Source organism: Variovorax sp. SPNA7 (assembly GCF_033807855.1).
GTDB classification, from domain to species: Bacteria; Pseudomonadota; Gammaproteobacteria; order Burkholderiales; family Burkholderiaceae_C; genus Variovorax; species Variovorax beijingensis.
Genome location: NZ_CP138513.1, coordinates 3,463,247 through 3,488,505, shown reverse-complemented (window position 1 = coordinate 3,488,505; position 25,259 = coordinate 3,463,247). Strand labels below are relative to the sequence as shown.

Genomic DNA, 25,259 nt, shown 5'->3' with positions numbered 1-25,259 from the left:
CATCTTTCTTTGACCCGCCCGTTCGAAGGAGGAACGATCGCCATGCCCCATCCCAAGACCCTGAAGAAAACCGCGCTGGCCCTCGGCATGTCGCTTGCACTGGCGCTGCCCTTGTCGTCGGCGTTCGCGCAGTACGCGGGCCCGAGCAGCGTGCCGGCAATGACCGTCAAGCAACTGCTCGACACCGGCAAGGACGACCAGCACGCCACGCTGCGCGGCTTCATCGTCTCGCACGATGGCGGCGGGCACTACACCTTTGCCGACGACACCGGCCGCATGAAGGTGGAGATCGATGCCAAGCACTTCCCGCCGGGCGTGAAGATCGACGACAAGGTGCGCGTCGAGATCTCGGGCGAGTTCGACAAGGACCTCGTGGGCAACAAGGCCGAACTCGACGTCAAGCGGCTGAGCGTCGTCGCTGCGGCAAGGTAGCAGGGCGGCGGGGCGCCGCCAGCGGCTAGCGCTTGGGCCGCAGCGAGACGATCAGCGACGGGAAGATGCGCCCGTCGGTGTCGCGCGGCAGCTTGTCGGTCTTGTGCAGGCCGCGTTCGGCGGCTTCGTCCCAGCTGGGCAGTCCGCTCGACTTGGTCAGCTTGACGCCGACGATGGTGCCGTCCGGTGCCAGGTTCACCTCGAACTCGGCCGCCGGATTGCCGTTGACCGTCTCGGCGTCGGGGAAGGTGATGTTCGGGCGCACCGCAGCGGCAATGCGTCCCGCGTAGCCGCTCGACGGCCCTGACGAGCGCAGGGCCGTGCCCTTGGAATCGTCGCTGCCGCTCGCGCCCGCGAGGCCCTGCATGCGCTTGAGCGTTGCGGCGCGGTCGGCCGCGGCCTGCTTGGCTGCGGCTTCCTGCTGCTGCTTCTTCGCTTCGGCCTGCTTGGCCTCGGCTTCCTGCTGCTGCTTCTTCTGCTGCTCGGCGAGCTTTTGCTGCTGCGCCTTCTTGCGCTCGGCTTCGTCTTCGGCGCGCTGCTTGGCCTCGAGCTCTTTCTTGCGCTGCTGTTGCTGGCGCTCGAGCTCGCGCTCCTTCTGTTCCTTTTCTTCCTTGAGCTTTTTCTCGCGCTCGAGCGCGATGTCCGGCGTACGCGGCGGCGGCGCGGGCTCGGGGGCCTTCACCTGAGGCGGCGGTGGCGGCGGAGGAGGAGCAGGCGGCGGCGGCGCGGGAGCCGGCGTGGGTGCCTGCGGCGCGGACAGGCGCGGCGCGGCCTGCTGCACCGTGGAAGACCACAGCTCCGCATCGACGGCGCCTTCGTCGGCATCGCTGCGCCAGCGCACTCCCCACGTCAGCGCGGCAATCAGCAACGCGTGCGCAACCAGCGCGAGCAACACCGCGCGCGGCGTGCCGCGCTGCGGCGGTGGTGCGAACTCGGGGCGATCCAGTGCGAGCGACATGCCTTATTTGCCGCCCGTGGTGGTGACCGACAGGCCCACGCGCTCGATGCCGCTGCGCTTGAGCTGGTTCATCGCCTTCACGACGGTTTCGTACTTCACGGACTTGTCGGCGCTGATGACCACGGGGCGCTGGTCGTCGCCGCCCTGGGCGGTCTTGGCCGCGGAGCCGATCTGGGTCATGGGAACGGACGTGCCGCCGCTGCCGGTGGACGGGTCCTTCTTGATCTGCGCTTCGTCATCGCTCTTGATGACGATCTCGATCGGCTTGTCGGGCTGCTTGTTGGCGCGGTCGACCGAGGGCAGGTTGATCACGCTCGGCGTGATGAGCGGCGCGGTGACCATGAAGATGATCAGCAGCACCAGCATCACGTCGATGAACGGGACCATGTTGATCTCGTTGATCGTGCGGCGGCCTCGGCCCCGGGATGAAACTGCGGGCATGGGCTGTAACCTCCGCTCAGCGGTTGGCCGGAGCCGCCGAAGTTGCCGACGCCACCGCGGCCGGGTTGGCCGAGAGGTTGCGCTGCAGGATGTTGGAGAACTCCTCGATGTAGGTCTCGAGGGCAATCGCGATCTTGTCGATCTCGCGTGCGAAGCGGTTGTAGCCCACCACCGCCGGAATGGCGGCGAACAGGCCGATGGCGGTGGCCACCAGCGCTTCGGCAATGCCGGGCGCCACGGTGGCCAGCGTCACCTGCGCGAGCGCGGCCAGGCCGGTGAACGCATGCATGATCCCCCAGACCGTGCCGAACAGGCCCACATATGGCGACACCGAACCCACGGTGGCCAGGAACGACAGGTTCTGCTCGGCCGCGTCGAGTTCGCGCTGGAAGCTCGCGCGCATGGCGCGGCGGGCGCCGTCGAGCAGCGTGGGGGCGTCGCTCACGTGGCGCTCGCGCAGCTTCTGGTACTCGCGCATGCCGGAGGCGAAGATGCGTTCCATGGGTCCCGCGAACTTGGCGTTCTGCGCGGCCGAGGCGAACAGTTCGTTCAGGCTGGTGCCCGACCAGAACTCGCGCTCGAAGTCGTCGTTGAGCGCGCGCATGCGGCGCAGCGCGAAGTACTTGCGGATGATCGCGGCCCAGCTGGCGATCGAGACGATCACGAGCAGCAGCACGACCAGTTGCACCACGAAGCTCGCATGGAGCAGGAGATTGATGATGGAGAGGTCTTGGTTCATGGCTTGAAAGGTTGAGTCATGGAGCCGCCGCAGCGCTCGAGGGTTCCCGCAACTTGGGCCGGTATGCGCGCAGGACGCAATGTGGAGGCATCCACCCAGCCGATGCGGATCGTGCCTTCGCACAGCAGGACGGGTGCCGCGGCTCCCGTTCGTTCTTGCTCTGTTTTTGATAGCACTCGTTGACCGATTATCAACGACGCCGTACCCATTTGTCGGAGATCGGCTGTAACCAGCAGTTCGTCGTCGAGCCGGGAGGGGCGATGGTATTTGAGCTGCGTTTCGCTCACCACGAACTGGCCGCCGGTTTCCTCGCGCAGCTTTCGCTGCTCCACGCCCAGCGAGCGCAGCCATTCGGTGCGGCCGCGCTCCATGAACTTGAGGTAGTTGGCATAGAACACGATGCCGCCGGCGTCGGTGTCTTCCCAGTAGACGCGGATCGGAAACGCGTAGCTCATCGGGCGGGGTTCGCGATCATGGCGCGCAGGCGCTCGACCGATTCCTGCAGGTGCGCCATCGAGCTGGCGGTGGAGAAGCGCACGAACCGGCTTGTCTCGGCGGTGCCGAAATCGCGGCCCGGCGTCACGGCCACGTGGGCGCGCTTCATGGTTTCGAAGGCGAAGTCCCAGCTGCCCGAGATGCCCAGTTTCTCGGCGACCGCGGTGCAGTCGGCCCAGGCGTAGAAGGCGCCATCGGGCACCACCGGCACGTTCAGGCCCAGCGCATTCAACTGTGGGATGAACCAGTCGCGGCGCGCCTTGAACTCGGCGCGGCGGCGCTCGTATTCGGCAATGCTCTCGGCCTCGAAGCAGGCCAGCGCGGCGTACTGCGACACGGTGCTCGCGCAGATGAAGAGGTTCTGCGCCAGCCGCTCGACCACCGGCACCAGCGCCTCGGGCACCACCAGCCAGCCCAGGCGCCAGCCGGTCATGTTGAAGTACTTGCTGAAGCTGTTGATGCTGATGACGTTGTCGTCGATGGCCAATGCCGTCTGCCCGAAGGCATCGTCGTACGAAAGTCCGAGGTAGATCTCGTCGATCAGCGTGATGCCGCCGCGCTGCGACACCACCTCGTGGATGCGGCGCAGTTCATCGGGCGCGATCGAGGTGCCGGTCGGGTTGGAGGGCGAGGCCAGCAGCACGCCGCGCGTCTTCTCGGTCCAGGCGGCCTCGACCTTGGCGGCCGTGAGCTGGAAGCGCTCTTCGGCGGTGGTGGGCACCAGCACGGCCTTGCCGTCCGCGGCGCTCACGAAGTGCCGGTTGCAGGGATAGCTGGGGTCGGGCAGCAGGATCTCGTCGCCGGATTCGATCAGCGCCAGGCAGGCCAGCTGCAGCGCAGCCGAAGCTCCCGCGGTCACCACGATGCGGCGCGCCGGCACGTCGACGCCGAAGCGCTGCGCATACCAGCCGCTGATGCGCTCGCGCAGCAGCTCCAGGCCGGTGGCCTGGGTGTACTGCGTGGCACCGGCGCGCACGGCGCGGGCGGCGGCTTCCTGCACCAGCGGCGGGGCGGTGAAGTCGGGTTCGCCGATGTTCAGGAAGATCATCGGCCGGTCGGTGTGGGCCACCTCGCGCGCGAGCACGCCGGCGGCCTTGGCCACCTCCATCACGTAGAAGGGTTCGATGCGCTGTGCGCGCCCCGAGATTCTCATTGCACCCCCAGGCTACGGCGCTGCGCGCCTTCGCCACCCCCCTCGCAAGCGAGGGGGCGAGCGCCTTCGGGCGGCCGGGCGGCGCTCCTCACGCTCTGGCCTTGCCCGAGGCCCGGTCGGCCTCGACCTCGGCGGCGCGCAATTGCGGCGCCAGGCCATTGAGCACGGCGTTCACGTACTTGTGGCCGTCGGTGCCGCCGAATTCCTTGGCAAGCTCGATGCATTCGTTGAGCACCACGCGCCATGGCACGTCCAGGCAGTGCTGGAACTCGTACACGCCGATCCACATCACGGCGTGCTCGATGGGCGAGATCTCCTCGAACTTGCGGTCGAGCAGCGGGCGGATCAATGCATCGAGCTGTTCGGCGCCTTCGATCGAGCCGTGCAGCAGCGCGTCGTAGTGCGCGGCGTCGGCCTTGTGGAAGCCCGCGAGGTCGCGCGTGAAGTGGTCGATCTCGGTCGGGTCGTTGCGGCCCACCAGGTGCTGGTAGAGCGCCTGCAGCGCGAACTCGCGCGCGCGGCTGCGGTTCGACTTGGCCGAAGCCTTGCGCGCGCCGGTGCTGGTGAGGCCGGTACGCACTTGCCGCGCCGGGCGCGGCTTGGCGCCGGCTGCCTTGTTGTCGTTGTTGTCTTCGGTCATGTGAGGGAGGCCAGCAGCCGCGCCATCTCGACAGCCACCTGGGCCGCATCGCGGCCCTTGTCGGTCTGCCGGGCAATGGCTTGTTCGAGGTTTTCGGTCGTGAGGATCGCGTTGGCGATGGGAAGGCGATGGTCGAGCGCCACGCGGCTCACGCTCGCGCCCGATTCGTTGGCCACCAGTTCGAAGTGGTAGGTCTCGCCGCGGATGATGCAGCCCAGCGCCACCAGTGCGTGGTAGCCGCCGCGCACGGCCATGGCCTGCAGCGCGACCGGCACTTCGAGCGCGCCGGGAACCCGCACATGGTGGATGTCCTCCGCGGCCACGCCCAGCTTCTCGAGCTCGGCGAGGCAGGCGGCTGCGAGCGCATCGGTGATGTCGGCGTTGAAGCGCGCCTGCACGATGCCGATGCGCAGGCCTTTTCCGTCGAGCGGCGTGTTGTTGTCAGCGCCCTTGTTTGCACCTTGCATGGTGGTCAGTCTTTCGTGAGGTAGCCGGCAATTTCGAGGCCGTAGCCCGCGGCCATGCTCGGCATGCGGCGGGGCGTGCCGAGCAGGTTCATCTTGTGCACGCCGCATTCGCGCAGGATCTGCGCGCCGATGCCGTAGCTGCGCAGGTCCATGCGGCCGCGCTCGGGTGCTTGCGCGGGGCGCGCGGTGCCGTCGAATTGCGCGAGCAGCTCGCCGGCCGTTTCGCCGCAATTGAGCAGCACGGCCACGCCCTTGCCCTCGTTCGCGATGTGCGCGAGGCTGGCGTCCAGGCTCCACGAGTGCAGCGAGCGGTTGATTTCGAGCGCATCGAGCACCGAGAGCGGCTCGTGCACGCGAACAGACACCGTGTCTTCCGGTGACCACTTGCCGCGCACCAGCGCCAGGTGCACGCCGCGGCTCGGCTTGTCGGTGAAGGCATGGGCGGTGAAGCTGCCCCAGGCGGTCTGGATCTCGCGACAGCCGACCTTCTCGACCAGCGATTCGGTCCGGCTGCGGTGCTCGATGAGCGCGGCGATGGTGCCGATCTTGAGGCCATGCTCGGCCGCGAAGATCTGCAGGTCGGGCAGGCGCGCCATGGTGCCGTCCTCGTTCATCACCTCGCAGATCACCGAGGCGGGCGAGCAGCCGGCCATCGCGGCGAGGTCGCAGCCGGCTTCGGTATGGCCGGCGCGCATCAGCACGCCGCCGTCCACCGCCTGCAGCGGAAAGATGTGGCCGGGCTGCACCAGGTCGCTGGCCACGGCGTTGCGTGCCACCGCCGCCTGAACGGTGCGCGCGCGGTCGGCGGCCGAGATGCCGGTGGTCACGCCTTCGGCCGCCTCGATGGACACGGTGAAGGCCGTCGAATGCTTGGCGCCGTTGCGCGACACCATGGGCGGCAGCTGCAGCCGTTCGCACATCTCGCGCGAGAGCGTGAGGCAGATCAGCCCGCGCGCATGGCGTGCCATGAAGTTGATGGCCTCGGGCGTGATGTGGTCGGCCGCAATGACGATGTCGCCTTCGTTCTCGCGGTCTTCCTCGTCCACCAGGATCACCATGCGGCCGGCGGCGAGCTCGGCCACGATCTCCTCGACCGAGGAAATCGGCGCGGGAGCCCGCGTGCCGCGGGGAGTGCCGATGGGCGTGACGGAAGCGTTCATTCGGCGGTGTCCTTGGAATACGTGGAAGGAGTCGGCACCAGGACGCCGGCCTGGAGCATGCGCTCCACGTAGCGCGCCACGGTATCGATTTCGAGATTGACCTTCGAGCCGGCCTGCAGGCTGCCGAGGGAGGTGTTGTCGACGGTGTGCGGGATCAGGTTGATGCTGATCTCCGCGCCGCCATCGATGTCGCTCACGCTGTTGACCGTGAGGCTCACGCCGTTGATCGTGATGGAGCCCTTGTAGGCCAGGAAGCGCGCCAGCGCGGGCGGCGCCACCACGCGCAGCTCCCAGCTTTCGCCGACCGGCGCGAAGTGGCTGACCGTGCCGATGCCGTCCACATGGCCGGAGACGATGTGGCCGCCGAGCCGGTCGCTGGCGCGCAGCGCCTTCTCGAGGTTGATGCGGGCGCCTTCTTCGGTCAGCCCCGCGGTCTTGTCGAGCGATTCGGCCGAGATGTCGATGGTGAACTGCTGCCGGGCGGGGTCGAGCGTGGTCACGGTCATGCACGCGCCGTTGAGCGCAATGCTGTCGCCGAGCCCGACGTCGGCCAGATAGCCGTCGGGCACCGCAATGCCGAGTCTTTTGCCGTAGGAGGAGGAGGGGCCGAGGTCGTGGATGGCGGCGATGCGCCCCACGCCGGTGATGATTCCGGTGAACATCCGCGCATTTTCGCAGACATCGGGGGTCCGCCCGGCGGGCGCCTGCATTCGCCCGCTAGAAAGCGTCCCTTCCGGCGACCCGGGCCACGATCCGGACATCCGGCCCGACCTGCTCGATGGTCCTGAACTCCAGCGGCAGCGCGCCGGCCAGGTCGGCCAGCGGCCCGCCGGCGTGGATGCCGGAAGCCATGTCGAGCCCGTCGCCGATGAGCTTGGGCGCCAGGTACACCAGCAGTTCGTCGACCAGGCCCTCGCGCAGCAGCGAGCCGTTGAGCTTGTGGCCGGACTCGACGTGGAGCTCGTTGACCTCGCGCCGAGCCAGATCCCGCAGCATCGCGGCCAGGTCGACCTTGCCCTGTGCATTGGGCAGGTAGGCGATGGTGGCGCCGCGCGCTTCCAAGGCGGCGGCCTTGGCCTCGTCCTGCGCCGCGGCGTAGATCCAGACGGGGCGGCCGGCCATGAAGATCCGCGCGCCGGGCGGTGTCTGCAATTGGCTGTCGACCACCACCACATGCGGCTGGCGCGTGGTTTCCACCAGCCGCACGTCGAGTCGGGGATCGTCCTCCAGCACCGTGCCCACGCCGGTCAGCACCGCGCTGGCCCGCGCCCGCCAGGCGTGGCCGTCGGCGCGCGCCGGTTCCGAGGTGATCCATTGGCTCACGCCGTTGCGCAGGCCGGTCTTGCCGTCCAGCGAGGCGGCGGCCTTGAGCCGCACCCACGGCATCTTGCGGACCATGCGGCTGAAAAAGCCGATGTTGAGCTCGCGCGCTTCCTCCGCGCCCGGCCCCACCTCGACCGCCACGCCCGCCGCGCGCAGCCGTTCGAAGCCCTGGCCCGCCACCAGCGGGTTGGGATCGGCCAACGATGCCACCACCCGGCCGATGCCCGCCGCCGCCAGCGCATCGCAGCAGGGGCCGGTGCGGCCATGGTGCGCGCAGGGCTCGAGCGTGACAAAGGCGGTGGCACCGGCAACCGCATGGCCGCGCGCCGCGGCATCGCGCAACGCCATGACCTCGGCATGCGGGCCGCCGACCTGCTGGGTGTGCCCTTGGCCGATCACCGTGCCGTTCGCGGCCACCAGCACGCAGCCGACGCGCGGATTGGGGTCGGTCTCCGGGCCGGCCTGGCGCGCGAGGTCCAGGGCTTGGGTCATGAAATTCACAATTCCATTTGCAGTTGTCATTTTTTATTAAATCAATCTATTTGGAAATCAATTCAAAACAATTGAAGCCAGTGATCCATTGATCCGTTTATTTCGACCGTTCGTCGTTCAATGGGTGGTTAATACGAATTGGCCAAATAGAATTTTTGAAAAATTGCAGCCAGGGAGAAAACGTCCGCCGCTCCAGCCACTTGGGCGAGGCGGCGGACGGTACAACATGAAAAACGGATTCTGCGCGTCCGCGAGGGCGCATTCCCGCCGAAGCGGAGCCCCACGCGGCTTCACGCTGGTCGAAATGATGGTCGTCATCGTACTGATGGCCATCCTGCTGGCACTGGCGCTGCCCGGCTTCAACAGCCTGATCGAGAAGTACCGCGTCGAGGGCATGGTTTCGGCCCTGATGGCGAGCGTGAGCCACGCGCGCGCAGAAGCGGCCCGGCGCGGGCAGGCCGTGACGATCCGGCAGCGCGCGGAGTGCAGCGGTACAGACTGGAGCTGCGGCTGGGAAACAGTGGTCGGCAGCGGCGACGGGCTCGAAATCCTCCAGCGGCAAGACCCCGACACGCGTGTTGCGATCGAGAAAACCGCAGTCGGGCCCATGGCTTTCGATCCCATGGGCCATTTTTCGAGCGTCGCCCGCATCAGCTTCCATCCGGTGGGAAGCGCCAGCTCATCCAACGACGTCGTCGTGTGCCTGTCGCTCGGCTGGCGCGTCCGGCGGTGCTGACGGAGGGAGCGGAACATGCCGAGCCATTCGATTCGCGCGCCGCGCGGCCAAGCGGGCTTCTCGATGATCGAGGCCCTGGTCGCCATTCTCGTGCTCTCGTTCGGCTTGCTCGCGCTGGCCGGCTTCCAGCTGCGCGTGCTCTCCGACAGCGTGGGCGCGAGCAACCAGAACATCGCCGCGCAGTTGGCCGGCGACATGGCCGATCGCATCCGTGCGAATCCCGTGACCGGCGCCGCGTCGACCAGCCCCTATGTGGCCGACTGGACGGCGGCCACCGAACCCACCCCCTCGTGCGCAGGAGCCAAGGCCAGTTGCACCGCCGCTCAACTGGCCACCCACGATCTGTGGGCCTGGAAGCACAGGGTGGCGAGTGCGTTGCCGGGCGGCGTGGCGAACGTGCAGAGCAACAAGGACGTCGGCGGCTTGCTGTTCGTGCACATCGCCTGGGACGAGCCCTCCGCAGTCAACCCGATCGCAACGGCCTGGAGCTGCCCGAGCGGCAAGGCCTGCCAGGAAGCCGTCGTCGCGGTGCCTCAACCATGAACAACAAAGCCTTCTCTCACCACCTGCGGCAGGCCGGCTTCACGCTGGTCGAGATCCTTGTCGCGCTGATCATCGGCATGCTGGTGGTGCTGGCCGCCATGGCCAGCATGCTCGGCACGCGCAGCACCGCTGCGACCGGCGACGACGTCAATGTGCTGCACCAGTCGTCGGCGCTGGCATTCAGGCTGCTGGGCCAGCAGATCCGGCAGGCCGGCTACTTCCCGATCGATGCCACCGGGCCGCTGTATTACTTCGACGTCAATGCGGGCACCAAGCTCACGAGCGAGCCGGCCTTCTTTGCAATCAAGGGGCAGGAGGCGGCCGCCGGTTCGGTGAACGACACGCTGAAGGTCGGCTTTGCGCCGAATCCGGATTTCTTCCACGACTGCCTCGGCCAGGTGGCCAAGGACTCGGCGGGTGCAGCGTACACCCCCGGCAATCCAGCGGACCCCGCGAACGTGCGCCTGATCACCAGCGAGTTCTACGTGGTCAACGGCGCCTTGCGGTGCAAGGGCAGCGGTCATACCACGCCGCAGCCGATCATCGACGGCGTCGAGCGCTTCGACGTCATGTACGGCATCGGCGATGCCGGAACCGAACGCGTGGTGCGCTACGTGACGGCCACGAACGTAGCGAGCTTCGATCAGGTTCGCACGGTGCGCGTGTGCCTGCAGCTTGCAGGCGCTTCCAGGAGCAACCCGGGCGGTAGCTACGTCGACTGCGATGGTTCGTCCCGGACCAGCAGCGACGGCAGATTGCGCCGCGTCTACACGGCAGTGTTCGCACTGCGGAACCTATGACCACCCCCAGTCTTCGCGCACTTCGTGTCGCTTCGCCACCCCCCTTGCAGGGGGCAACGCCAGCGGCCCGGCGAAGCCGGTTCCGCGGTGTTTCTGGCGAATACCTGGCGCAGCAGCGCGGGTTCTCGCTGTTCATCGTGCTCATCATGCTGCTGCTCTCGGCGCTGCTCGCGGTGGGCGGTGCGCGGACGGCCCAGCTGCTCGAATCGATGGCAGGCAACCAGCGCGACTACCAGCGTGCCTTCGAGGCTGCTGAAGCCGCGCTGCTGGATGCCGAGCGCGACATCCGGCAGCAGGCTTTCAACGCCGCGACCCAGACCTACGTGTCGTGCTCCTCGCTCGTGAGCTCGCCTTGCCGCAAGGCCGCGGATGGCCGCGTGTTTCCCGATCGGGATACCGGCTGGGTGACCGCCTACGTGGGCGAGGGCGCCAACAGCTGCGATCGGGGCATCTGCTACTTCGCGGGGACCGACTCGGTGAGTGCTGCTTCCGGCAGCGAGGCCTACCGGTTCTGGTCCCGCGCCGCGTACGTGGACCAGTACGCCGCCTATGGTGCATTCACGGGCGCACCGACGGCCGGCAACCCGGCCCTGGCCAGCGCCAGGTACTGGATCGAGGTGATCGACCGCGCGCGCAGCGACGAGCCGCTGTACCGGATCACCGCGCTTTCCACCGGCGCACGCACCGCGAGCACGGGTGGCGGCACGCGGGTCCTGTTGCAGATGTCCTTCGACCCGGCCGCGGTCAGGAAAGTGAATTGAGCATGGCAAGAAAAATCGAGATGAACATCCACAGGTTTTCGAGGAACGCCGTGCTGTGCGGCCTGGTACTCGCGCAGACCGCCGGGCACGCCGCGCAATACCCGCTGGCCCAGGCGCCGCGCAATACCGCGGTCAAGGAGCCGGCGCCGAATGTGATCGTGTCGGTCGACAACTCGGGCAGCATGGCGTGGTCGTCGCGGGCCTCGGAAGGAAAGGACCCGTCAGCCGGAACACCCACGCGGCTGGAAGCGCTCAAGACCGCGCTCAGGGACAACTTCTCGGCGGCCAATATCCCCAACGACCAGATCCGCCTCTCCTGGCAGGCGATGAACAACAACAAGATTGGCAGCTGCGTCGGCTTCTTCGGCGACAGCGCCCCTGGCATCTATCAGGCCGGCAGTTGTCTCGTCAACGGTCGAGCCAATGCGAACCTGATGCGTTCGCTCGATGACACGCATCGCGCCAACTTCATGAGCTGGGTCGATGCTCTGGCCGCGGGCGGTGGAACACCACTGCACGCCATGATGACCCGCGCCGGCGAATACATGAAGACGACAGGCCAGTTCAATCCCTACTCGGACGACCCGGGCGTGGAGGGCGCGACCCAGTCGAGCTGCCGCAAGTCCTTCCACATTTTCATGACCGACGGCGACTACAACTTCTTCGGCTTCAACCCGGAGCCGGCGGAGCTCAATATCCCAGCCATCGGGAACGCAGATGGAGCAAGCCGCGCCTTGCCCGATGCCGTGACCTACGTGCCACGCGCGCCCTTCAAAGACGAGGCAGGTGCAATCAGCAGCGGCCTCAGCTGGGCGAAGGACGCGAGCGGTTCCTGGAGGCCGACGGCGGAATACCGGCCTACGCTGGCTGACATGGCATTTCACTATTGGGCCAGCGACCTGCAACCCGGTGTATCGAACAACCTCAAGAAGACAGTTGCAGAGCCCGGTAATGTGACTGTAGGAGCAGCGACGGTCCCCGAGTACTGGAATCCCAAGAACGATCCCGCCACCTGGCAGCACCTGAGCACCTACACCATCGGCTTTGGCGCTGCCTCGTCATGGACGGGCGCGCCGGCCATCTCGGGCGACGCGCCGCAGCCCACCTACAGTGGCGACTACACCGCACTGGTCGATGGCTCGGCCACCTGGATCGACCCGCTGGCCAACACCTTGGCGAACACGCCCACGGCGGACGGCTACAACGGCTTCCTGGGGTGGAGATCCGGCAGCGGCTCCGCCGGCTACTGGCATGAAAAGACGTCCAACGCCTCCGCCGTTCGCATGGACCTCTGGCACGCCGCGCTCAACAGCCGCGGCACCTTCACGCCGGCCGCGAACGCGCAGGCGCTCGGCGATGCCTTCCGATCCATCCTCTCGCAGATCCTGTTCAACACCAGCACCCCGCTGACCTCGATCTCCGCCAGCGGCTCCAGGGTTTCGACCGCCACCTCGGCCTATCAGGGCGGCTACGACACGGCCGACTGGTCGGGCAAGCTGACGGCCACTCCGTTCGGCAGCAACGGCAAGCTGGCTACCGCGCCCGCGTGGTCGGCGCGCGAGCTGCTCGATGCGCGCATGGCCGTGGCCGGCGCGCACGACAGCGATCGCAAGGTGCTGAGCTTCTCTGGCACCGCCGCGGCAACGCCCACCAATGCCGCAGCCAGCGGGGCGGGCGTGCCGTTCCGGTGGGCCAACCTGAGCGAGGCGCAGAAGGCGGCGCTCAAGGGCAGCACCGGCACCGACGCGGCAAGCACCGCGCTCGGCCAGGGCGTGCTCGACTTCCTGCGCGGCGACCGCAGCAACGAGGGCGCCGGCCTCGGCCTGCGCAAGCGCGGCCATGTGCTCGGCGACATCGTGGGCTCCAGCGTCCAGTACGTGGGGCGGCCCAGCAGCGGTTTCACCCACGAAGGCTATGCCACGTTCGCCTCGACCATCGACCGCACGCCGATGGTCTACGTCGGCGCCAACGACGGCATGCTGCATGCCTTCAACGCCGGCACCGGCCAGGAGGCGTTCGCCTATGTGCCCGAAGGCGTCTACGGCACGGCGGCGGCGCCCCAGCTCAAGAAGCTCAGCGAAAGCACCTACTCCCACAGGTACTACGTCGACGGCAGCCCGTTCGTGGCCGACATCTACATGGGGTCGGCCGATGACGCCAAGGCCACCGACGCCAAGAAGGCAGCGCTGTGGAAATCCTTCCTCGTGGGCACGCTGGGAGCGGGCGGCAAGGGCTACTTCGTGCTCGACGTCACCAAGCCCGAGAACATCGGCGAGACCAGCGCCGCCGACGTGGCCGTGATCGACACCACCGCGCTCGCCGACGACGACCTCGGCCACCAGTTCCAGCAACCCGTGCTCGATTCCTTTTCCAGGCGCGCGCTGCAGGTGGCGCCGCTCAACAACGGCCGCAGGGCCGTGATCCTGGGCAACGGCTACAACAGCACGAGCGAGAAGGCGATGCTGTGGATCCAGTACCTCGACGGCGACAAATCCGTGCTGAAGATCCCGGCGCCGGCCACGCAGGCCGCCGGCACCGGCAACGGGCTGTCGGCGCCGCAGGTGGTGGACGGCAACGGCGATGGCAAGGTCGACTACGTCTATGCCGGCGACCTGCTCGGCAATCTCTGGAAGTTCGACCTGAGCAGCGCAAAGAGCAGCGACTGGAAGGCGACCCTGGGCGCATCGAGCCTGGACGACGCGCCGCTGTTCGCCGCCGGCGCTACGCAGCCGATCACGGCCGCGCCGCTGGTCGTCGACCATCCGCGCGGCGGCTACATGGTGATGTTTGGCACCGGCCGGCTGTTTGCCGCGGGCGACGAAAGCAGCACCGCCCAGCAGTACCTGTACGGCGTCTGGGACCGCGCCAACGGCAGCACGGGCACCGCGGTGCTGGCCGACCTGGTGGCGCAGACCATCGGGACCAGCACGGTGAAGGAAGGCGACGTGGAATTCCGCACCGCGTCGAACCACGGCGTGAGCTACAGCGGCTCGGGCGGCAAGCGCGGCTGGTTCCTCCAGCTGGGAACCGCCGGCGAACGCATCGTCTATCCGGGCGATGCCTTGAGCGGCAGCGCGGGGCTGTTCTCGTCCACCATTCCCGGCTCGGCGAGCAATTCGCTCGACTGCGCGCCGGGCACCAGCGACGACGGCTGGTCGATGGTGGTCGACTTCTTCAGCGGCGTGGTCCCCGACGGCATCGCCTACAACGGCTCCACCAGCGCGCTGGGCAGCTACCTCGGCTTCCGCAACCATTCAGGCCGGGACGACATCGTCTTTCGGCCGCAGGACGCCGCGGAAAAAGGCAAGCACGTGATCTGCAATGCGGCCGGCGGCTGCAACGAGACCGAGCTGCCGCAAGCCGTTCGCCGCTTCGGCTGGCGCAACCTGATCTCGTGGAATTGACGCCGCATGAACAAATATCCTGAAATGCAGGCCCGCAAGGAGCGGATTCGCCCGCGCGGCTTCACGCTGGTCGAACTCATGATCGTGACGGCGGTGATCGCCATCCTCGCCGCGATTGCCTACCCGAGCTACATGCGCTACGTGCTGCGGGCCAAGCGGGCCGATGCCAAGCAGCAGCTGCTGCAGGCGGCCCAATGGACCGAGCGCTACCTGACGGCCAACGGCCGGTATCCGCCGTCGACCGTTGCGCTGCCGGCCGGGCTGAACCAGTCGCCATCGTCCGGCACGGCGAACTACACCATCAGCTATGCCGCCCGGGACGCGACCACCTACACGCTGCGGGCCGTGCCGCAGGGTGCATCGGCCGCCGACGAGTGCGGAACGCTCACGGTGAACCAGCAGGGCGTCAAGCTGGCGGCCGGCCAGACCAGCGCTTCGAATGCGCGGGTGCAGGCCTGCTGGAATCGCTGAGACCTGGGGTTCTTCAGATGTCGCGTAGCAGCTGCCGGAACTCGTCCACATCCTCGAAGCTGCGGTACACCGAGGCAAAGCGCACGTAGGCTACCTTGTCGAGCTTTTTCAGCTCGCGCATCACGAGTTCGCCCACCTTGGTCGAATCGATTTCGCGCAGGCCGCTGGCCAGGAGCTTCTGCTCGATGCGCAGCAGGGCGTTGTCGATCTGCTCGATGCTGACCGGGCGCTTGCGCAACGCGAGCATCATCGAGGCGCGGACCTTGCCCGAATCGAAATCGGCGCGGCTGCCGTCCTTCTTGACGACGACCGGAAAGTTGACGTCCGGCCGCTCATAGGTGGTGAAGCGCTTGTCGCAGGCGCTGCACTGGCGGCGCCTGCGCACGAAGTCGGCGTCTTCCGAAACGCGGGTCTCGACGACCTGCGTTTCGAGATGACCGCAAAAAGGACATTTCATGCGGCCACTTCTTGCCGGATCAGCGGTAGACCGGGAACCGGCTCGTCAGCGCGTGCACCTTGGCGCGGACCGCATCGATGTTGGCGGCGTCGCGCGGGTTCTCGAGCACGTCGGCGATCAGGTTCGCGGTGATGCGCGCCTCTTCGTCCTTGAAGCCGCGCGTGGTCATGGCGGGGGTGCCGATGCGCACGCCGCTGGTGACCATCGGCTTTTCGGGGTCGTTGGGGATCGCGTTCTTGTTGATCGTCATGTGGGCGCTGCCCAGCACGGCTTCGGCTTCCTTGCCGGTGATGCCCTTGGCGCGCAGGTCGACCAGCATCACGTGGCTTTCGGTGCGTCCGCTCACGATGCGCAGCCCGCGCTCGGTGAGGGTGTCGGCCACGATCTGGGCGTTCTTGACCACCTGCTGCTGGTAGGCCTTGAACTCGGGCGTCATGGCTTCCTTGAACGCGACGGCCTTGGCGGCGATCACGTGCATCAGCGGGCCGCCTTGCAGGCCCGGGAAGATCGCGCTGTTGATGGCTTTTTCGTGCTGCGACTTCATCAGGATGATGCCGCCGCGCGGGCCGCGCAGGCTCTTGTGGGTGGTGGAGGTGACCACGTCGGCGTGCGGCACCGGGTTGGGGTACACGCCCGCGGCCACGAGGCCGGCGTAGTGGGCGATGTCGACCATGAAGATCGCGCCCACGTCCTTGGCCACCTTGGCGAAGCGCTCGAAGTCGATGCGCAGCGAATAGGCCGAGGCGCCCGCGATGATCAGCTTGGGCATGTGCTCGTGCGCCTTGCGTTCCATCGCGTCGTAGTCGATGGCTTCGTTGGCGTCGAGGCCGTAGCTCACCACGTTGAACCACTTGCCGCTCATGTTGAGGGGCATGCCGTGGGTCAGGTGGCCGCCTTCGGCCAGGCTCATGCCCATGATGGTGTCGCCGGGCTTCAAAAAGGCCAGCATTACGGCTTCGTTGGCCGAGGCGCCGCAATGCGGCTGCACGTTGGCGGCGTCGGCGCCGAAGATCTGCTTGACGCGGTCGATGGCCAGCTGTTCGGCCACGTCGACGTGCTCGCAGCCGCCGTAGTAGCGCTTGCCCGGGTAGCCTTCGGCGTATTTGTTGGTGAGCTGCGAGCCCTGCGCGGCCATGACGGCCGGCGAGGCGTAGTTTTCGCTCGCGATCAGTTCGATGTGGTGTTCCTGGCGCGCGTTTTCGGCCTGGATGGCAGCCCAGATTTCGGGATCGGTCTGTTCGACCAGGATGTTGCGGTGGTACATGGCAGTCCTTTGAAGACGAGGTCCTTGTTCTTCAACCAAACAAGGGCTGCCCAGGCGAACGGCTGAACGCCTGTATGGATGCCAGGCGGCACGCTTCCCAGTGGTATTCCACGTCAGCGCAGGGCACCGTGCGGGGTGCTGCGCCTATCGCCAGTCGCGTACGGGGTGAAGTGTAGCGCAGGGGCTCAGGAAACTTCCGACAGCAGGGCCACTTTCTGCGGGTCCGCTGCCGGCTCGGCCGCCTGTTGCGGCTTGGGCGGCACGGCAACCGGAATCGGCTGGGCCTGCGCCCGCACGACCGGCGCCGCGGGCGTCGGCATTGTCGGCAGATTGCGGCCGTTGGCCACCTGCACCAGGCGTTCGTGCTCGGCCAGGACCTTGCCGGCATAGCCGCCGTCGTCCTCGAGGTTGGCCGCGCCCACGTAGTAGCGCAGGCCGCCTTCGAGCGAGCCGGCGCGGGCGATGCATTCCTGCAGCACCTTCACGCCCACGCGCATGTTGGTCACGGGGTCGAAGGCGGTGAGCGTGCCGCCCGCGCTTTCGTACTTGTCGCCGTGCACGCGCGTCATGACCTGCATCAGGCCCTGGGCGCCCACGTGGCTCTGGGCGAAGGGATTGAAGCTCGATTCGACGGCCATGATGGCCAGGATCAGCGTCGGATCGAGCTTGGTGCGCTTGCCCAGGTGGTACGCCTCTGCAACCAGCACGCTCAACGGCTCGGCCGCCACGCGGTACTTCTTGCTGAGCCAATAGGCCACGGCGGCCTGCTGCTTGGGCAGGTCACCGGGGCTCGCGGCCGTGGTGCGCACGATGGCGGTCGGCTCCAGGTCGGTGGCTTCGGGCGCGGGCTTGCGCGACTGCAGCCAGCCCATGAGCTGTTCCTCGCCGGTCTTGCGCAGGTCGGGCCGCGCCACGAGCGCGAGGGCCGCGAACACGATGGCCAGGCCAACCAGTGCAAACCCGTTGTGGGTGATTTCAAAAAAGCCGTCTGCCACATCGGACACAAAGGTCCTCAGCCCGCGGGCCGTGGCATCAAACGCCTTGTTCATCGCTCTTCCTTTCTGTGCGGCACCTGTTCGCAGCGCCGCAGGGGCGATGGATGAAGGCAGCGGCGCTTGGATTGGTACGAATCAGGCTCCGCGCATGGAGGTGTAGGGGTAGGAGCGCGGTGGCCTGATCAAGCCGGGGGAACTCGGCAGCGGATTCAGGTGGCCCCTGCTGGGTCTGGGGCAGCCAGGGGCAGGCGGGATTCTAGCGCGGCTAAATACCCGGTCAAGTATAAGAACCTATTCCCTTATGTGATTACATATTTAAACAAAATCTCAGGGAAAACCCTTGGAAGACGGCATTGCAATGCAAGGGTGGGGCGCCTAATCTGAACACGCCTGAGTTCTCAGGCGGTTTTCCGAAATCCTACGGCCCGAGGTGCAAGTCAAGGGTTGGAACGATGGAGGATCCATGGCGGCAATCTCTTGCTGCCAGCACGGCAGGAACCATTGACTTCCGGTCGCGCGAAACGATGGCATGGGTTTTGTGCCCGCCATCAAGCCCGGTAATGAGACATTTCGTCGAATTGCCGGGCTTTCTTGTTTCTGGCTCCATGCTTGTTTGCGGCACACTCCCGCGATGGATGTAGCTTCGCTCAAACAAAATAAATGGGTGCGACGTGGGATCGTCGCGTTGCTGGTTTTGCTGGCTCTCTGGGTCATCGCCTGGCTGGCGGTGCCGCCGATTGCCAAGAGCCAGCTCCAGAAGATCGCGAGCGAGAAGCTGGGCCGGCAGGTCACTGTCGGCAAGATCGATTTCAAGCCCTGGACCCTCGAGCTCGCGCTGAACGACCTGCGCATTGCCACGGCCGACGGCAGCCGGCCCCAGGTGGCGGTCAAGCGCATCTATGCCGATGCCGAACTGCAGTCGATCCTGCGCCTGGCGCCGGTGATCGACGCGGTGACGGTCGAGGCGCCGGCCATCCTGCTCACGCACCTGGCCGACGGCAAGTACGACATCGACGACATCCTGGCCAAGCTCGCGGCTGGCCCGCCGCCCGACCCCAAGGCCGAGCCGGCGCGCTTTGCCATCTACAACATCTCGATCAAAGACGGCGCGGTCGATTTCGACGACCAGACCGTCAAGCGCAGGCACGAGCTGCGCGGCTTCGTGCTCAACGTGCCGTTCCTGAGCAACCTGGCCTCCAAGCGCGACATCAACACCGAGCCCAAGCTGGCTTTCGAACTCAACGGCAGCAAGTTCGATTCGGCGGCCCTCACCACGCCGTTCGCGGAAAGCCGCAAGACCGACGCCCATGTGCAGTTCAAGGGGCTCGACTTGGCGCCGTACCTGGGCTACATCCCGGGCGGCCTGCCGGTGCAGCTGCAGGCGGGCAGCCTCGATGCCGATCTGAAGATCGACTTCGAGCAGGCCGCCACCGCGGGCCTCAAGATCACCGGCACCGTCGAGGCGCACAAGGCCAAGCTCGGCGATGCCCGGGGGCGGGACCTCCTGGGTTTCGATTCGCTCAAGCTGGCGCTGGCCGACGTGCGGCCGCTGGAAGCGGTGTTTCACCTGAGCGAGGTGGCGCTGGCCAATCCGCAGCTTGCGGTCGCGCGCGATGCCAAGGGCCAGCTCAACCTGCTGGCCACCGATCCGGCCACCGGAGCGGCAGAGAAGGTGGCGAAAGCCCCCGCCGCCGCTGCAAGCGCGCCGAACGGCAAGGCCCCCGAAAAGCCGAAGCTGAAGGTCCGGGTCGACAAGGTGGCCTTGAGCGGCGGGCGCATCGGGTGGCGCGATGAAACGGTTCAGCCCGCTGCGGCCATCGAGACGACCGCGCTCGGCCTCGACCTGACCGAGCTCACCTGGCCCATGGAGAAGCCGGCCCGGTTCAGCGGCAGCACCGCCCTGGCCGGTGCCACCCTCAAGTTCCAGGGCAACGCCACCGACAAGGCGGCCGAGGTGCAGACCGAGGTCGACGCGCTGCCGCTGTCGTTGGCCGCCCCCTACCTGGCGCACAGCCTGGAGCCCACGCTCGACGGCAAGCTCAGCGGCCAGATCGACATCGCCTGGACCCAGCCCGACCTCCGCTTCAAGGCGCGGCGCCTGGCCATCGACGGCCTGGCGCTCACCCAGGCAAAGACCGCGCTGGCAAGCGTCGGCCGCTTCGAGCTGATCGATGCCGAGGTCGACATGACCAAGCACACGCTCGACGTGGCCTCGTTCACCGCCACCAACCCGAAGGTGCAGGTCGAGCGCGACAGCGAAAAGCGCTGGATGTTCGAGCGCTGGCTCAAGACGCCGGCCGGGAACGGCGCCACGGCCCAGGCCAAGGCGGCCGCGCCCAAGCCCGCCGGTTCGGGCCCCGAGGCGGCACCGCCCGGCGCCAACACCAAGCCCTGGGCATTGACCATCGGTACCCTGGCGGTCGACAACGGCACGCTCTCCTATGCCGACAAGGCCGGCGCCACGCCGGTGGCCGTCGAGATCACGGCGTTCAGCCTGAAGGCGCAGAAGGTCGCGCCCGAAACCGCCACGGTCTCGCCCTTGCAGGTTTCGGGGCGCATCGGCTCCCGCCGCTCGGAGCCGGGCCGCTTCGACTACAAGGGCAACGTGGTGCTCAAGCCGCTCTCGGCCGAGGGCCGGCTCGAAGTGGCCTCGTTCCCGGCCCATGCCTTCAAGGCCTACTACGCCGACGCGCTCAACGTCGACATCCGCCGCGCCTTCGCCAGCTACAAGGGGACCGTGCGCTATGCCAGCGCGCCGGCCGGCATGACGATCAAGCTGGCCGGGGACACGGCGCTCGACGACTTCCGCGCCAACAGCATCTCGCTGACCCAGTCGCCGGGCTTCGACCGCAACACCAACCAGCTGCTGAGCTGGAAGACGCTGAGCCTGCGCGGCCTGCAGGTGAGCATGGCGCCCAATGCCGCACCGGCGGTGGACGTGCGGGAAACCACGCTGACCGATTTCTTCGCCCGCGTGATCGTCGACCCCACCGGCCGGCTCAACCTGGTGAACCTCACCAAGAAGGGCGAGGCGGACGCCAATGCCGCCGCCGCGGCCAGCGCGGACGTCAAGTCCCGCCGCAGCCTCGGCGGAACCACCACCACGACGCGCGGCGGGCCGCAGCAGCCGTCGGGCGGCGGCGGTGCGCCGGTATCGGCCGAGGCCATGGTCGGCGGCGGCTCCGAGCCGGCCAAGCCGGACGCGGCGCCCGTTGCAACCGCGCAGGCCGAGGCCGATTCCGGGCCCAAGCCGGTCATCAACTTCGGCCCGATGAGCCTGGTCAACGGCCGGGTCGATTTCACCGACCTGTTCGTGAAGCCCAACTATTCGGCCGACCTGAGCGAGCTGACCGGCAAGCTCAGTTCCTTCTCGTCGAACCCGCCCAGGGGCGAAAGCGGCCGCCCCGCGCTGGCCGACCTGGAACTGCGCGGCAAGGCGCAGCAGACCGCCGCGCTGGAAATCACCGGCAAGCTCAACCCGCTGGCCAAGCCGCTCGAACTCGACATCACCGCCAAGATGCGCGATCTCGACCTGGCGCCGCTGTCGCCGTACTCGGTGCGCTACGCCGGCCACGGCATCGAGCGCGGCAAGATGAGCATGGACGTCAACTACAAGATCGCACCCGACGGCCAGCTCACGGCCTCCAACAAGCTGGTGCTCAACCAGCTGCAGTTCGGCGACGAAGTGCAGGGCGCGCCGAACAGCCTGCCGGTGCGGCTCGCGGTGGCGCTGCTGGCCGACCGCAACGGCGTGATCGACGTGGACCTGCCGCTCAGGGGCTCGCTCAACGATCCGCAGTTCAGCATCGGCCCGCTGATCTTCAAGGCGGTGGTCAACCTGATCGTCAAGGCCGTGACCTCGCCGTTCAGCCTGCTGACCGGCGGCCTCGGCGGGGGCAGCGGCGAGTCGAGCACCATCACCTTCGAGCCCGGAAGCTCCGTGCTCAGCGCCACCGCCAAGGAGAGCCTGGACAAGGTCGTCAAGGCCCTGACCGACCGTCCGACCCTGCAGATGACGGTGGTCGGCACGGCCAGCCTCGAAAAGGAGCGCGACGCCTACCAGCGCCAGCGCCTGCGCCAGCTCGCCCAGGCCGAGAAGCGGCGCGCGGCGGTGCGCGGCGGCCAGGAGGGCACCAATGTGCCGCCCGTGACCGATGCCGAATACCCCGAGCTGCTGACCGCCGTCTACAAGCGCGCGGACATCACCAAGCCGCGCAACATGGTCGGCCTCGCCAAGGACCTGCCGGTGAAGGAAATGGAAAACCTGCTGCTTGCGAGCATTCCGGTCGACGAGGAGTCGATCCGGCAGCTGGCCGTGGAGCGCGGCGCCGTGGTGCGCGACTACCTGCTGGCCCAGAAGCTGCCGAGCGAGCGCCTGTTCCTCGGCGCCGTGAAGACCAAGGCGAGCGGTGACGACTGGAAGCCCGGCGCCGAGCTCGACCTGGCCATGAAGTGACAAACGTTCACTTGGTTTTCCGCTCCACCTCGCCATATAGATAGCCATCCGTGACCGCTTCCGGCAGCCATTTGGCTGTGGTTGCGGCATGGAATTCAACCGCCCGCCACAACTGGGTGAAAATGTCGATGTGCGCCGGCCTTTGCCGGCGCCTTCGCTTTCTCTCTTCAGACAACGATTTCGCGCAAGTGACCTCTACTTCTTCCAAGCCACACGACCTCCAGGCCCTCGACACGCTCACCGGCGGCGCCTTCACCGCGCCAACTTCGGGCGAGCGCGCCGCGCGCATCCGCGACTGGCTCGCGGGCAACCCCGCGCCCGAGCAGATGCAGGAAGTCTTCAAGGAGCTGAGCGGCCGCGACAAGGGCGCGGCGCGCCTGCTGCGCGAAAAGCTCGACGAACTCAAGCGCGCCAAGGGCCAGGAGGCCATTGCCGCCGAATGGGCGCAAAAGGCCGAGGCGCTGCTCGGCCAGTCCAAGCTCAACATTGCCGATGCACTCGCCTGGCAGCGCGACGCCGCCAAGGCCGGCGCGCCCCTCTCGCGCGAGCCGCTGGCAGGTTTCAAGGTGCAACTGGCCGAACGCGTCAAGGGCATCGAAGACCTGCAGCACCGTGCCCAGGTGCACCGCGAGGCCGCCGTGCTGCTGGCCCAGCGCTTCGAGGTGCTGTCGACCAAGGGCTGGCAGGACGCCCAGGCCGCCGAGGAATCGCTGCGCGCCGACGTGGCCCACTGGCAGCAGCAGGCCGCCGACATCACGGCCGATGCCAACTGGAACAGCCTGGACGCCAGGTTTGCACCGCAGCTCGAATCGTCGAAGGCGCAGTTGCTGGTCGTCTCCGATGCGTTCCATGCGGCATTGGCCCAGGCGCAGGCCGCGGCCGCCGACGCTGCGGCTGCCTTGCCGCCGGTGCCGGTGTGGGCCGACGAACTGCGCGCCGCGCGCGGCGAAGTCGTCGCACCCAAGGCGGCGCCCGCCAAGCCCGCCGCGCCCAAGGTCGATCCGGCCGTGCGCGCAGCGGCGCAGGACGCCGTGCAGGTGGCCCTGGCCAAGCTCGAGCAGGAAACCGCCGAAGGCCACGGCAAGGCCAGCGCCGGCGCGGCCGCCGCACTGCGCGCGGTGCTGAAGGAACACGGCAAGCTGGTCGAGGCCCCGCTCGAAGCGCGCGTGCATGCGGCGCTGGTCGCAGCCGGCGAGCTCGAAGGCTGGCAGCGCTGGAGCGCCGACAAGGTGCGCGAAGACCTCGTCGCCAAGGCCGAGGGCCTGCTCAAGCGCCCCGAAGGCCAGGCGCTCGGCGGCCGCAAGATGCAGGAAACGCTGCGCTCGCTGCGCGACCAGTGGAAGCAGGCCGACCAGGGCGGCGTGCCCAACCATGCGCTGTGGAAGCGCTTCGACGAAGCCTGCAACGAAGCCCACAAGGTGGTCGAGGCCTGGCTCGAGAAGGTCCGTGCCGATGCGGCGGAGCACCGCGCCCACCGCGTGGCACTGATCGAAGAAGTGCGGGCCTGGGCGGCCGAGCATGCCGGCGCCTCCGACCTGAAGGCGCACAACCGCGCGCTGCACCAGTTTGCCGACCGCTGGCGCGATGCCGGCCACGTGGGCGAAAAAGTCTTTGCCGAGCTGCAGCCGCAGTGGAACGAGGCCTTCGGTGCCGCGCGCGCACCCTTCGAGGCGGCGCAAAAGGCCAGCATCGAACGGCGCCAGGCCATGATCGCGGAGGCCGCCGAGCTCGGCGCCCAGCCCATGCTGCGCATCGACGCCGTCAAGGCGCTGCAGCAGCGCTGGCAGGCCGAGGCCCAGAGCGTGCCGCTCGACCGCCGCCATGAGCAAAAGCTGTGGGACGCGTTCCGCGCGCCCATCGACGAAGCCTTCAACCGCAAGACGGCCGAGCGCGAGAAGGTCTCCTCCGCAATGAGCGAGCACGACCGCCATGTGCTCGAGGCTTCCAAGGCGCTGGACGCCGCCAATGCCGGCGGCGACGTGCAGAAGATCCGCGCCGCCATCGCGCGGCTCGAAGCCGCGCTGCGTGGCGAAGCGCCTCCGCCGGCAGCACCTGCCGCGAAGCCCGAGCCCTCGAGCGACGGCCCCGCCGTGGGCGCCACTGAAGTGGTTGCGCCCGGACAGGCTGCAGCCGAATTCGGCGAAAGCGCCGAGCAGGCGCCGGGCTCGAGCGACGCGGAAGCCCTGCCGGGCACGCCCGCTCCGGCGCACGCCGCGGCCACCCCGGACCTCGTTGCACCGGCCGACGGTGCCGACGCATCGGCGCGCTCCGACGGCGCGGCACATGAAGCCGGCGAAGCTGCCGCGGCCGAAGAAGCCAAGGCACCGCCCGCACCGCCAAAGCCCGCTCCCAAGCCCGTGGTCGCGGTGCGCGGCGACGACCGTCCCGGCAACAAGAAGGCCGAGGCCGTGCCCGCGGGCCGAGCAGGCGGCCGCTTCGGCGACCGGCGCGACGGTGCCCGTCCGGGCCCGGGCGGCCCTGGCCGCCCAGGCGATCGCGGCGCGCCGCGTCCCGATGGCCGCGGCGACCGCAGTGACCGCGGTGCGCCGGCCGGACGCTTCGGCGACCGTCCGCCGCGCTTCGAGGACCGTGGTCCGCGGCTCGGTGACGCCGCTTTCCGCGCCCAGCGCGAAGCGCTCGAGCGCGCCGACCTCGCATTGCGCAAGCTCGCGGCCCAGGCCCACGGCGAAGCGCTCACGCAGGTGCTCGGCGCATGGGAACAGCGCGACGCCTCGCGGCTGCCCAGCGTGCAGGAACTCGGACGCGCGGTCACGCCCGCGGTGCGCAGCGGCTGGTCGCAGGCGATCGGCTCGGCGCCCAAGGCGGCGCCCGATGAAGCCGCCGAAGCACTGCTGCGCCTCGAAATGGCCGCCGAAGTGCCGACGCCGGCCGAGCAGCTCGACGCGCGCCGTGCATTGCAGCTCAAGCTGCTGACCAAGCGCGGCGATCCGGCGCCGGCCCAGACCTGGGGGCAGGATGCCGGCAAGGTGCTGGCAGCGGCCCATGATCCTGCGAGCGCGCGCCGTTTGCAGAACGCGCTGAAGGCGCTGCTGCGCAAGTAGGCGGGATCGT

At 68.0% G+C, this 25,259-nt stretch carries 22 protein-coding genes and 1 riboswitch; of the genes, 9 read left to right on the top strand and 13 right to left on the bottom strand.

Annotation, left to right across the window (positions count from 1 at the left end; genetic code table 11):
• Nucleotides 1-42 precede the first annotated feature (42 nt).
• Entirely contained in the window at nt 43-432 is a 390-nt protein-coding gene (locus RZE77_RS16395; protein ID WP_319438356.1) for a YgiW/YdeI family stress tolerance OB fold protein, read from the top strand.
• Between the two features lie 25 nt (nt 433-457).
• On the opposite strand, the gene RZE77_RS16390 is transcribed toward RZE77_RS16395, so the two are convergent.
• From RZE77_RS16390 to ribD, 10 genes are all read right to left on the bottom strand, one after another.
• Nucleotides 458-1,390, bottom strand: a complete 933-nt coding sequence (locus RZE77_RS16390) for an energy transducer TonB (RefSeq protein ID WP_319438355.1) — start codon at nt 1,388-1,390, stop codon at nt 458-460.
• 3 nt (nt 1,391-1,393) lie between these two features.
• Nucleotides 1,394-1,831 carry an ExbD/TolR family protein gene (locus RZE77_RS16385; protein ID WP_012748215.1) on the bottom strand — a complete coding sequence of 146 codons (438 nt, stop codon included), beginning with the start codon at nt 1,829-1,831 and terminating at the stop codon, nt 1,394-1,396.
• A gap of 16 nt (nt 1,832-1,847) precedes the next feature.
• Entirely contained in the window at nt 1,848-2,570 is a 723-nt protein-coding gene (tolQ, locus tag RZE77_RS16380) for a protein TolQ (RefSeq protein ID WP_012748214.1), read from the bottom strand.
• Nucleotides 2,567-3,025, bottom strand: a complete 459-nt coding sequence (ybgC, locus tag RZE77_RS16375) for a tol-pal system-associated acyl-CoA thioesterase (RefSeq protein WP_319426433.1) — start codon at nt 3,023-3,025, stop codon at nt 2,567-2,569. The genes tolQ and ybgC overlap by 4 nt, the downstream gene beginning before the upstream one ends.
• Entirely contained in the window at nt 3,022-4,218 is a 1,197-nt protein-coding gene (locus tag RZE77_RS16370) for a pyridoxal phosphate-dependent aminotransferase (RefSeq protein WP_319438354.1), read from the bottom strand. The genes ybgC and RZE77_RS16370 overlap by 4 nt, the downstream gene beginning before the upstream one ends.
• An 88-nt stretch (nt 4,219-4,306) precedes the next feature.
• Nucleotides 4,307-4,858 carry a transcription antitermination factor NusB gene (nusB, locus tag RZE77_RS16365; RefSeq protein WP_319426430.1) on the bottom strand — a complete coding sequence of 184 codons (552 nt, stop codon included), beginning with the start codon at nt 4,856-4,858 and terminating at the stop codon, nt 4,307-4,309.
• The gene (gene ribH / locus RZE77_RS16360) at nt 4,855-5,325 is read right to left on the bottom strand and encodes a 6,7-dimethyl-8-ribityllumazine synthase (RefSeq protein ID WP_319438353.1); all 471 of its coding nucleotides are present in this window, start codon (nt 5,323-5,325) and stop codon (nt 4,855-4,857) included. The genes nusB and ribH overlap by 4 nt, the downstream gene beginning before the upstream one ends.
• Before the next feature lie 5 nt (nt 5,326-5,330).
• Entirely contained in the window at nt 5,331-6,485 is a 1,155-nt protein-coding gene (gene ribBA, locus RZE77_RS16355; protein ID WP_319438352.1) for a bifunctional 3,4-dihydroxy-2-butanone-4-phosphate synthase/GTP cyclohydrolase II, read from the bottom strand.
• Entirely contained in the window at nt 6,482-7,147 is a 666-nt protein-coding gene (locus RZE77_RS16350) for a riboflavin synthase (protein ID WP_319426427.1), read from the bottom strand. Before RZE77_RS16350 ends, ribBA begins: the two co-directional genes overlap by 4 nt.
• Nucleotides 7,148-7,202: 55 nt before the next feature.
• Complete coding sequence (ribD, locus tag RZE77_RS16345) at nt 7,203-8,330, bottom strand: bifunctional diaminohydroxyphosphoribosylaminopyrimidine deaminase/5-amino-6-(5-phosphoribosylamino)uracil reductase RibD (RefSeq protein WP_319438351.1); 1,128 nt, start codon at nt 8,328-8,330, stop codon at nt 7,203-7,205.
• A 274-nt stretch (nt 8,331-8,604) separates the two neighbouring features.
• Here ribD and RZE77_RS16340 point away from each other — a divergent pair, with 274 nt between their 5' ends.
• Genes RZE77_RS16340 through RZE77_RS16315 form a run of 6 tightly spaced genes read left to right on the top strand, consistent with a single transcriptional unit; the run spans nt 8,605 to nt 15,015 of the window.
• Entirely contained in the window at nt 8,605-9,036 is a 432-nt protein-coding gene (locus tag RZE77_RS16340) for a GspH/FimT family pseudopilin (RefSeq protein WP_319438350.1), read from the top strand.
• Between the two features lie 15 nt (nt 9,037-9,051).
• Nucleotides 9,052-9,579 carry a type IV pilus modification protein PilV gene (pilV, locus tag RZE77_RS16335; RefSeq protein ID WP_319438349.1) on the top strand — a complete coding sequence of 176 codons (528 nt, stop codon included), beginning with the start codon at nt 9,052-9,054 and terminating at the stop codon, nt 9,577-9,579.
• The gene (locus RZE77_RS16330; protein ID WP_319438348.1) at nt 9,576-10,379 is read left to right on the top strand and encodes a PilW family protein; all 804 of its coding nucleotides are present in this window, start codon (nt 9,576-9,578) and stop codon (nt 10,377-10,379) included. The genes pilV and RZE77_RS16330 overlap by 4 nt, the downstream gene beginning before the upstream one ends.
• Complete coding sequence (locus RZE77_RS16325) at nt 10,376-11,140, top strand: pilus assembly PilX family protein (protein WP_319438347.1); 765 nt, start codon at nt 10,376-10,378, stop codon at nt 11,138-11,140. Before RZE77_RS16330 ends, RZE77_RS16325 begins: the two co-directional genes overlap by 4 nt.
• 2 nt (nt 11,141-11,142) lie before the next feature.
• The gene (locus tag RZE77_RS16320; protein WP_319438346.1) at nt 11,143-14,544 is read left to right on the top strand and encodes a pilus assembly protein; all 3,402 of its coding nucleotides are present in this window, start codon (nt 11,143-11,145) and stop codon (nt 14,542-14,544) included.
• A 6-nt stretch (nt 14,545-14,550) separates the two neighbouring features.
• The gene (locus RZE77_RS16315) at nt 14,551-15,015 is read left to right on the top strand and encodes a type IV pilin protein (RefSeq protein WP_319438345.1); all 465 of its coding nucleotides are present in this window, start codon (nt 14,551-14,553) and stop codon (nt 15,013-15,015) included.
• Nucleotides 15,016-15,028: 13 nt separating this feature from the next.
• Here RZE77_RS16315 and nrdR read toward each other — a convergent pair whose 3' ends face one another.
• The 3 genes from nrdR to RZE77_RS16300 all read right to left on the bottom strand — a co-directional run bounded on the left by nrdR (nt 15,029) and on the right by RZE77_RS16300 (nt 17,785).
• Nucleotides 15,029-15,472 carry a transcriptional regulator NrdR gene (nrdR, locus tag RZE77_RS16310; protein WP_319438344.1) on the bottom strand — a complete coding sequence of 148 codons (444 nt, stop codon included), beginning with the start codon at nt 15,470-15,472 and terminating at the stop codon, nt 15,029-15,031.
• A gap of 19 nt (nt 15,473-15,491) precedes the next feature.
• Complete coding sequence (gene glyA / locus RZE77_RS16305) at nt 15,492-16,736, bottom strand: serine hydroxymethyltransferase (RefSeq protein ID WP_319438343.1); 1,245 nt, start codon at nt 16,734-16,736, stop codon at nt 15,492-15,494.
• Between the two features lie 41 nt (nt 16,737-16,777).
• Nucleotides 16,778-16,904, bottom strand: a riboswitch (ZMP/ZTP riboswitch).
• 17 nt (nt 16,905-16,921) lie between these two features.
• Nucleotides 16,922-17,785 (bottom strand): lytic transglycosylase domain-containing protein, encoded by an 864-nt coding sequence (locus RZE77_RS16300; RefSeq protein WP_319438342.1) that lies wholly within the window; start codon nt 17,783-17,785, stop codon nt 16,922-16,924.
• A 577-nt stretch (nt 17,786-18,362) separates the two neighbouring features.
• On the opposite strand from RZE77_RS16300, the gene RZE77_RS16295 reads away from it, so the two are divergent.
• Nucleotides 18,363-22,187: a DUF748 domain-containing protein gene (locus RZE77_RS16295; RefSeq protein WP_319438341.1), complete on the top strand. Its 3,825-nt coding sequence runs from the start codon at nt 18,363-18,365 to the stop codon at nt 22,185-22,187.
• A 128-nt stretch (nt 22,188-22,315) separates the two neighbouring features.
• Nucleotides 22,316-25,249, top strand: a complete 2,934-nt coding sequence (locus RZE77_RS16290) for a DUF349 domain-containing protein (RefSeq protein WP_319442369.1) — start codon at nt 22,316-22,318, stop codon at nt 25,247-25,249.
• Nucleotides 25,250-25,259 lie beyond the last annotated feature (10 nt).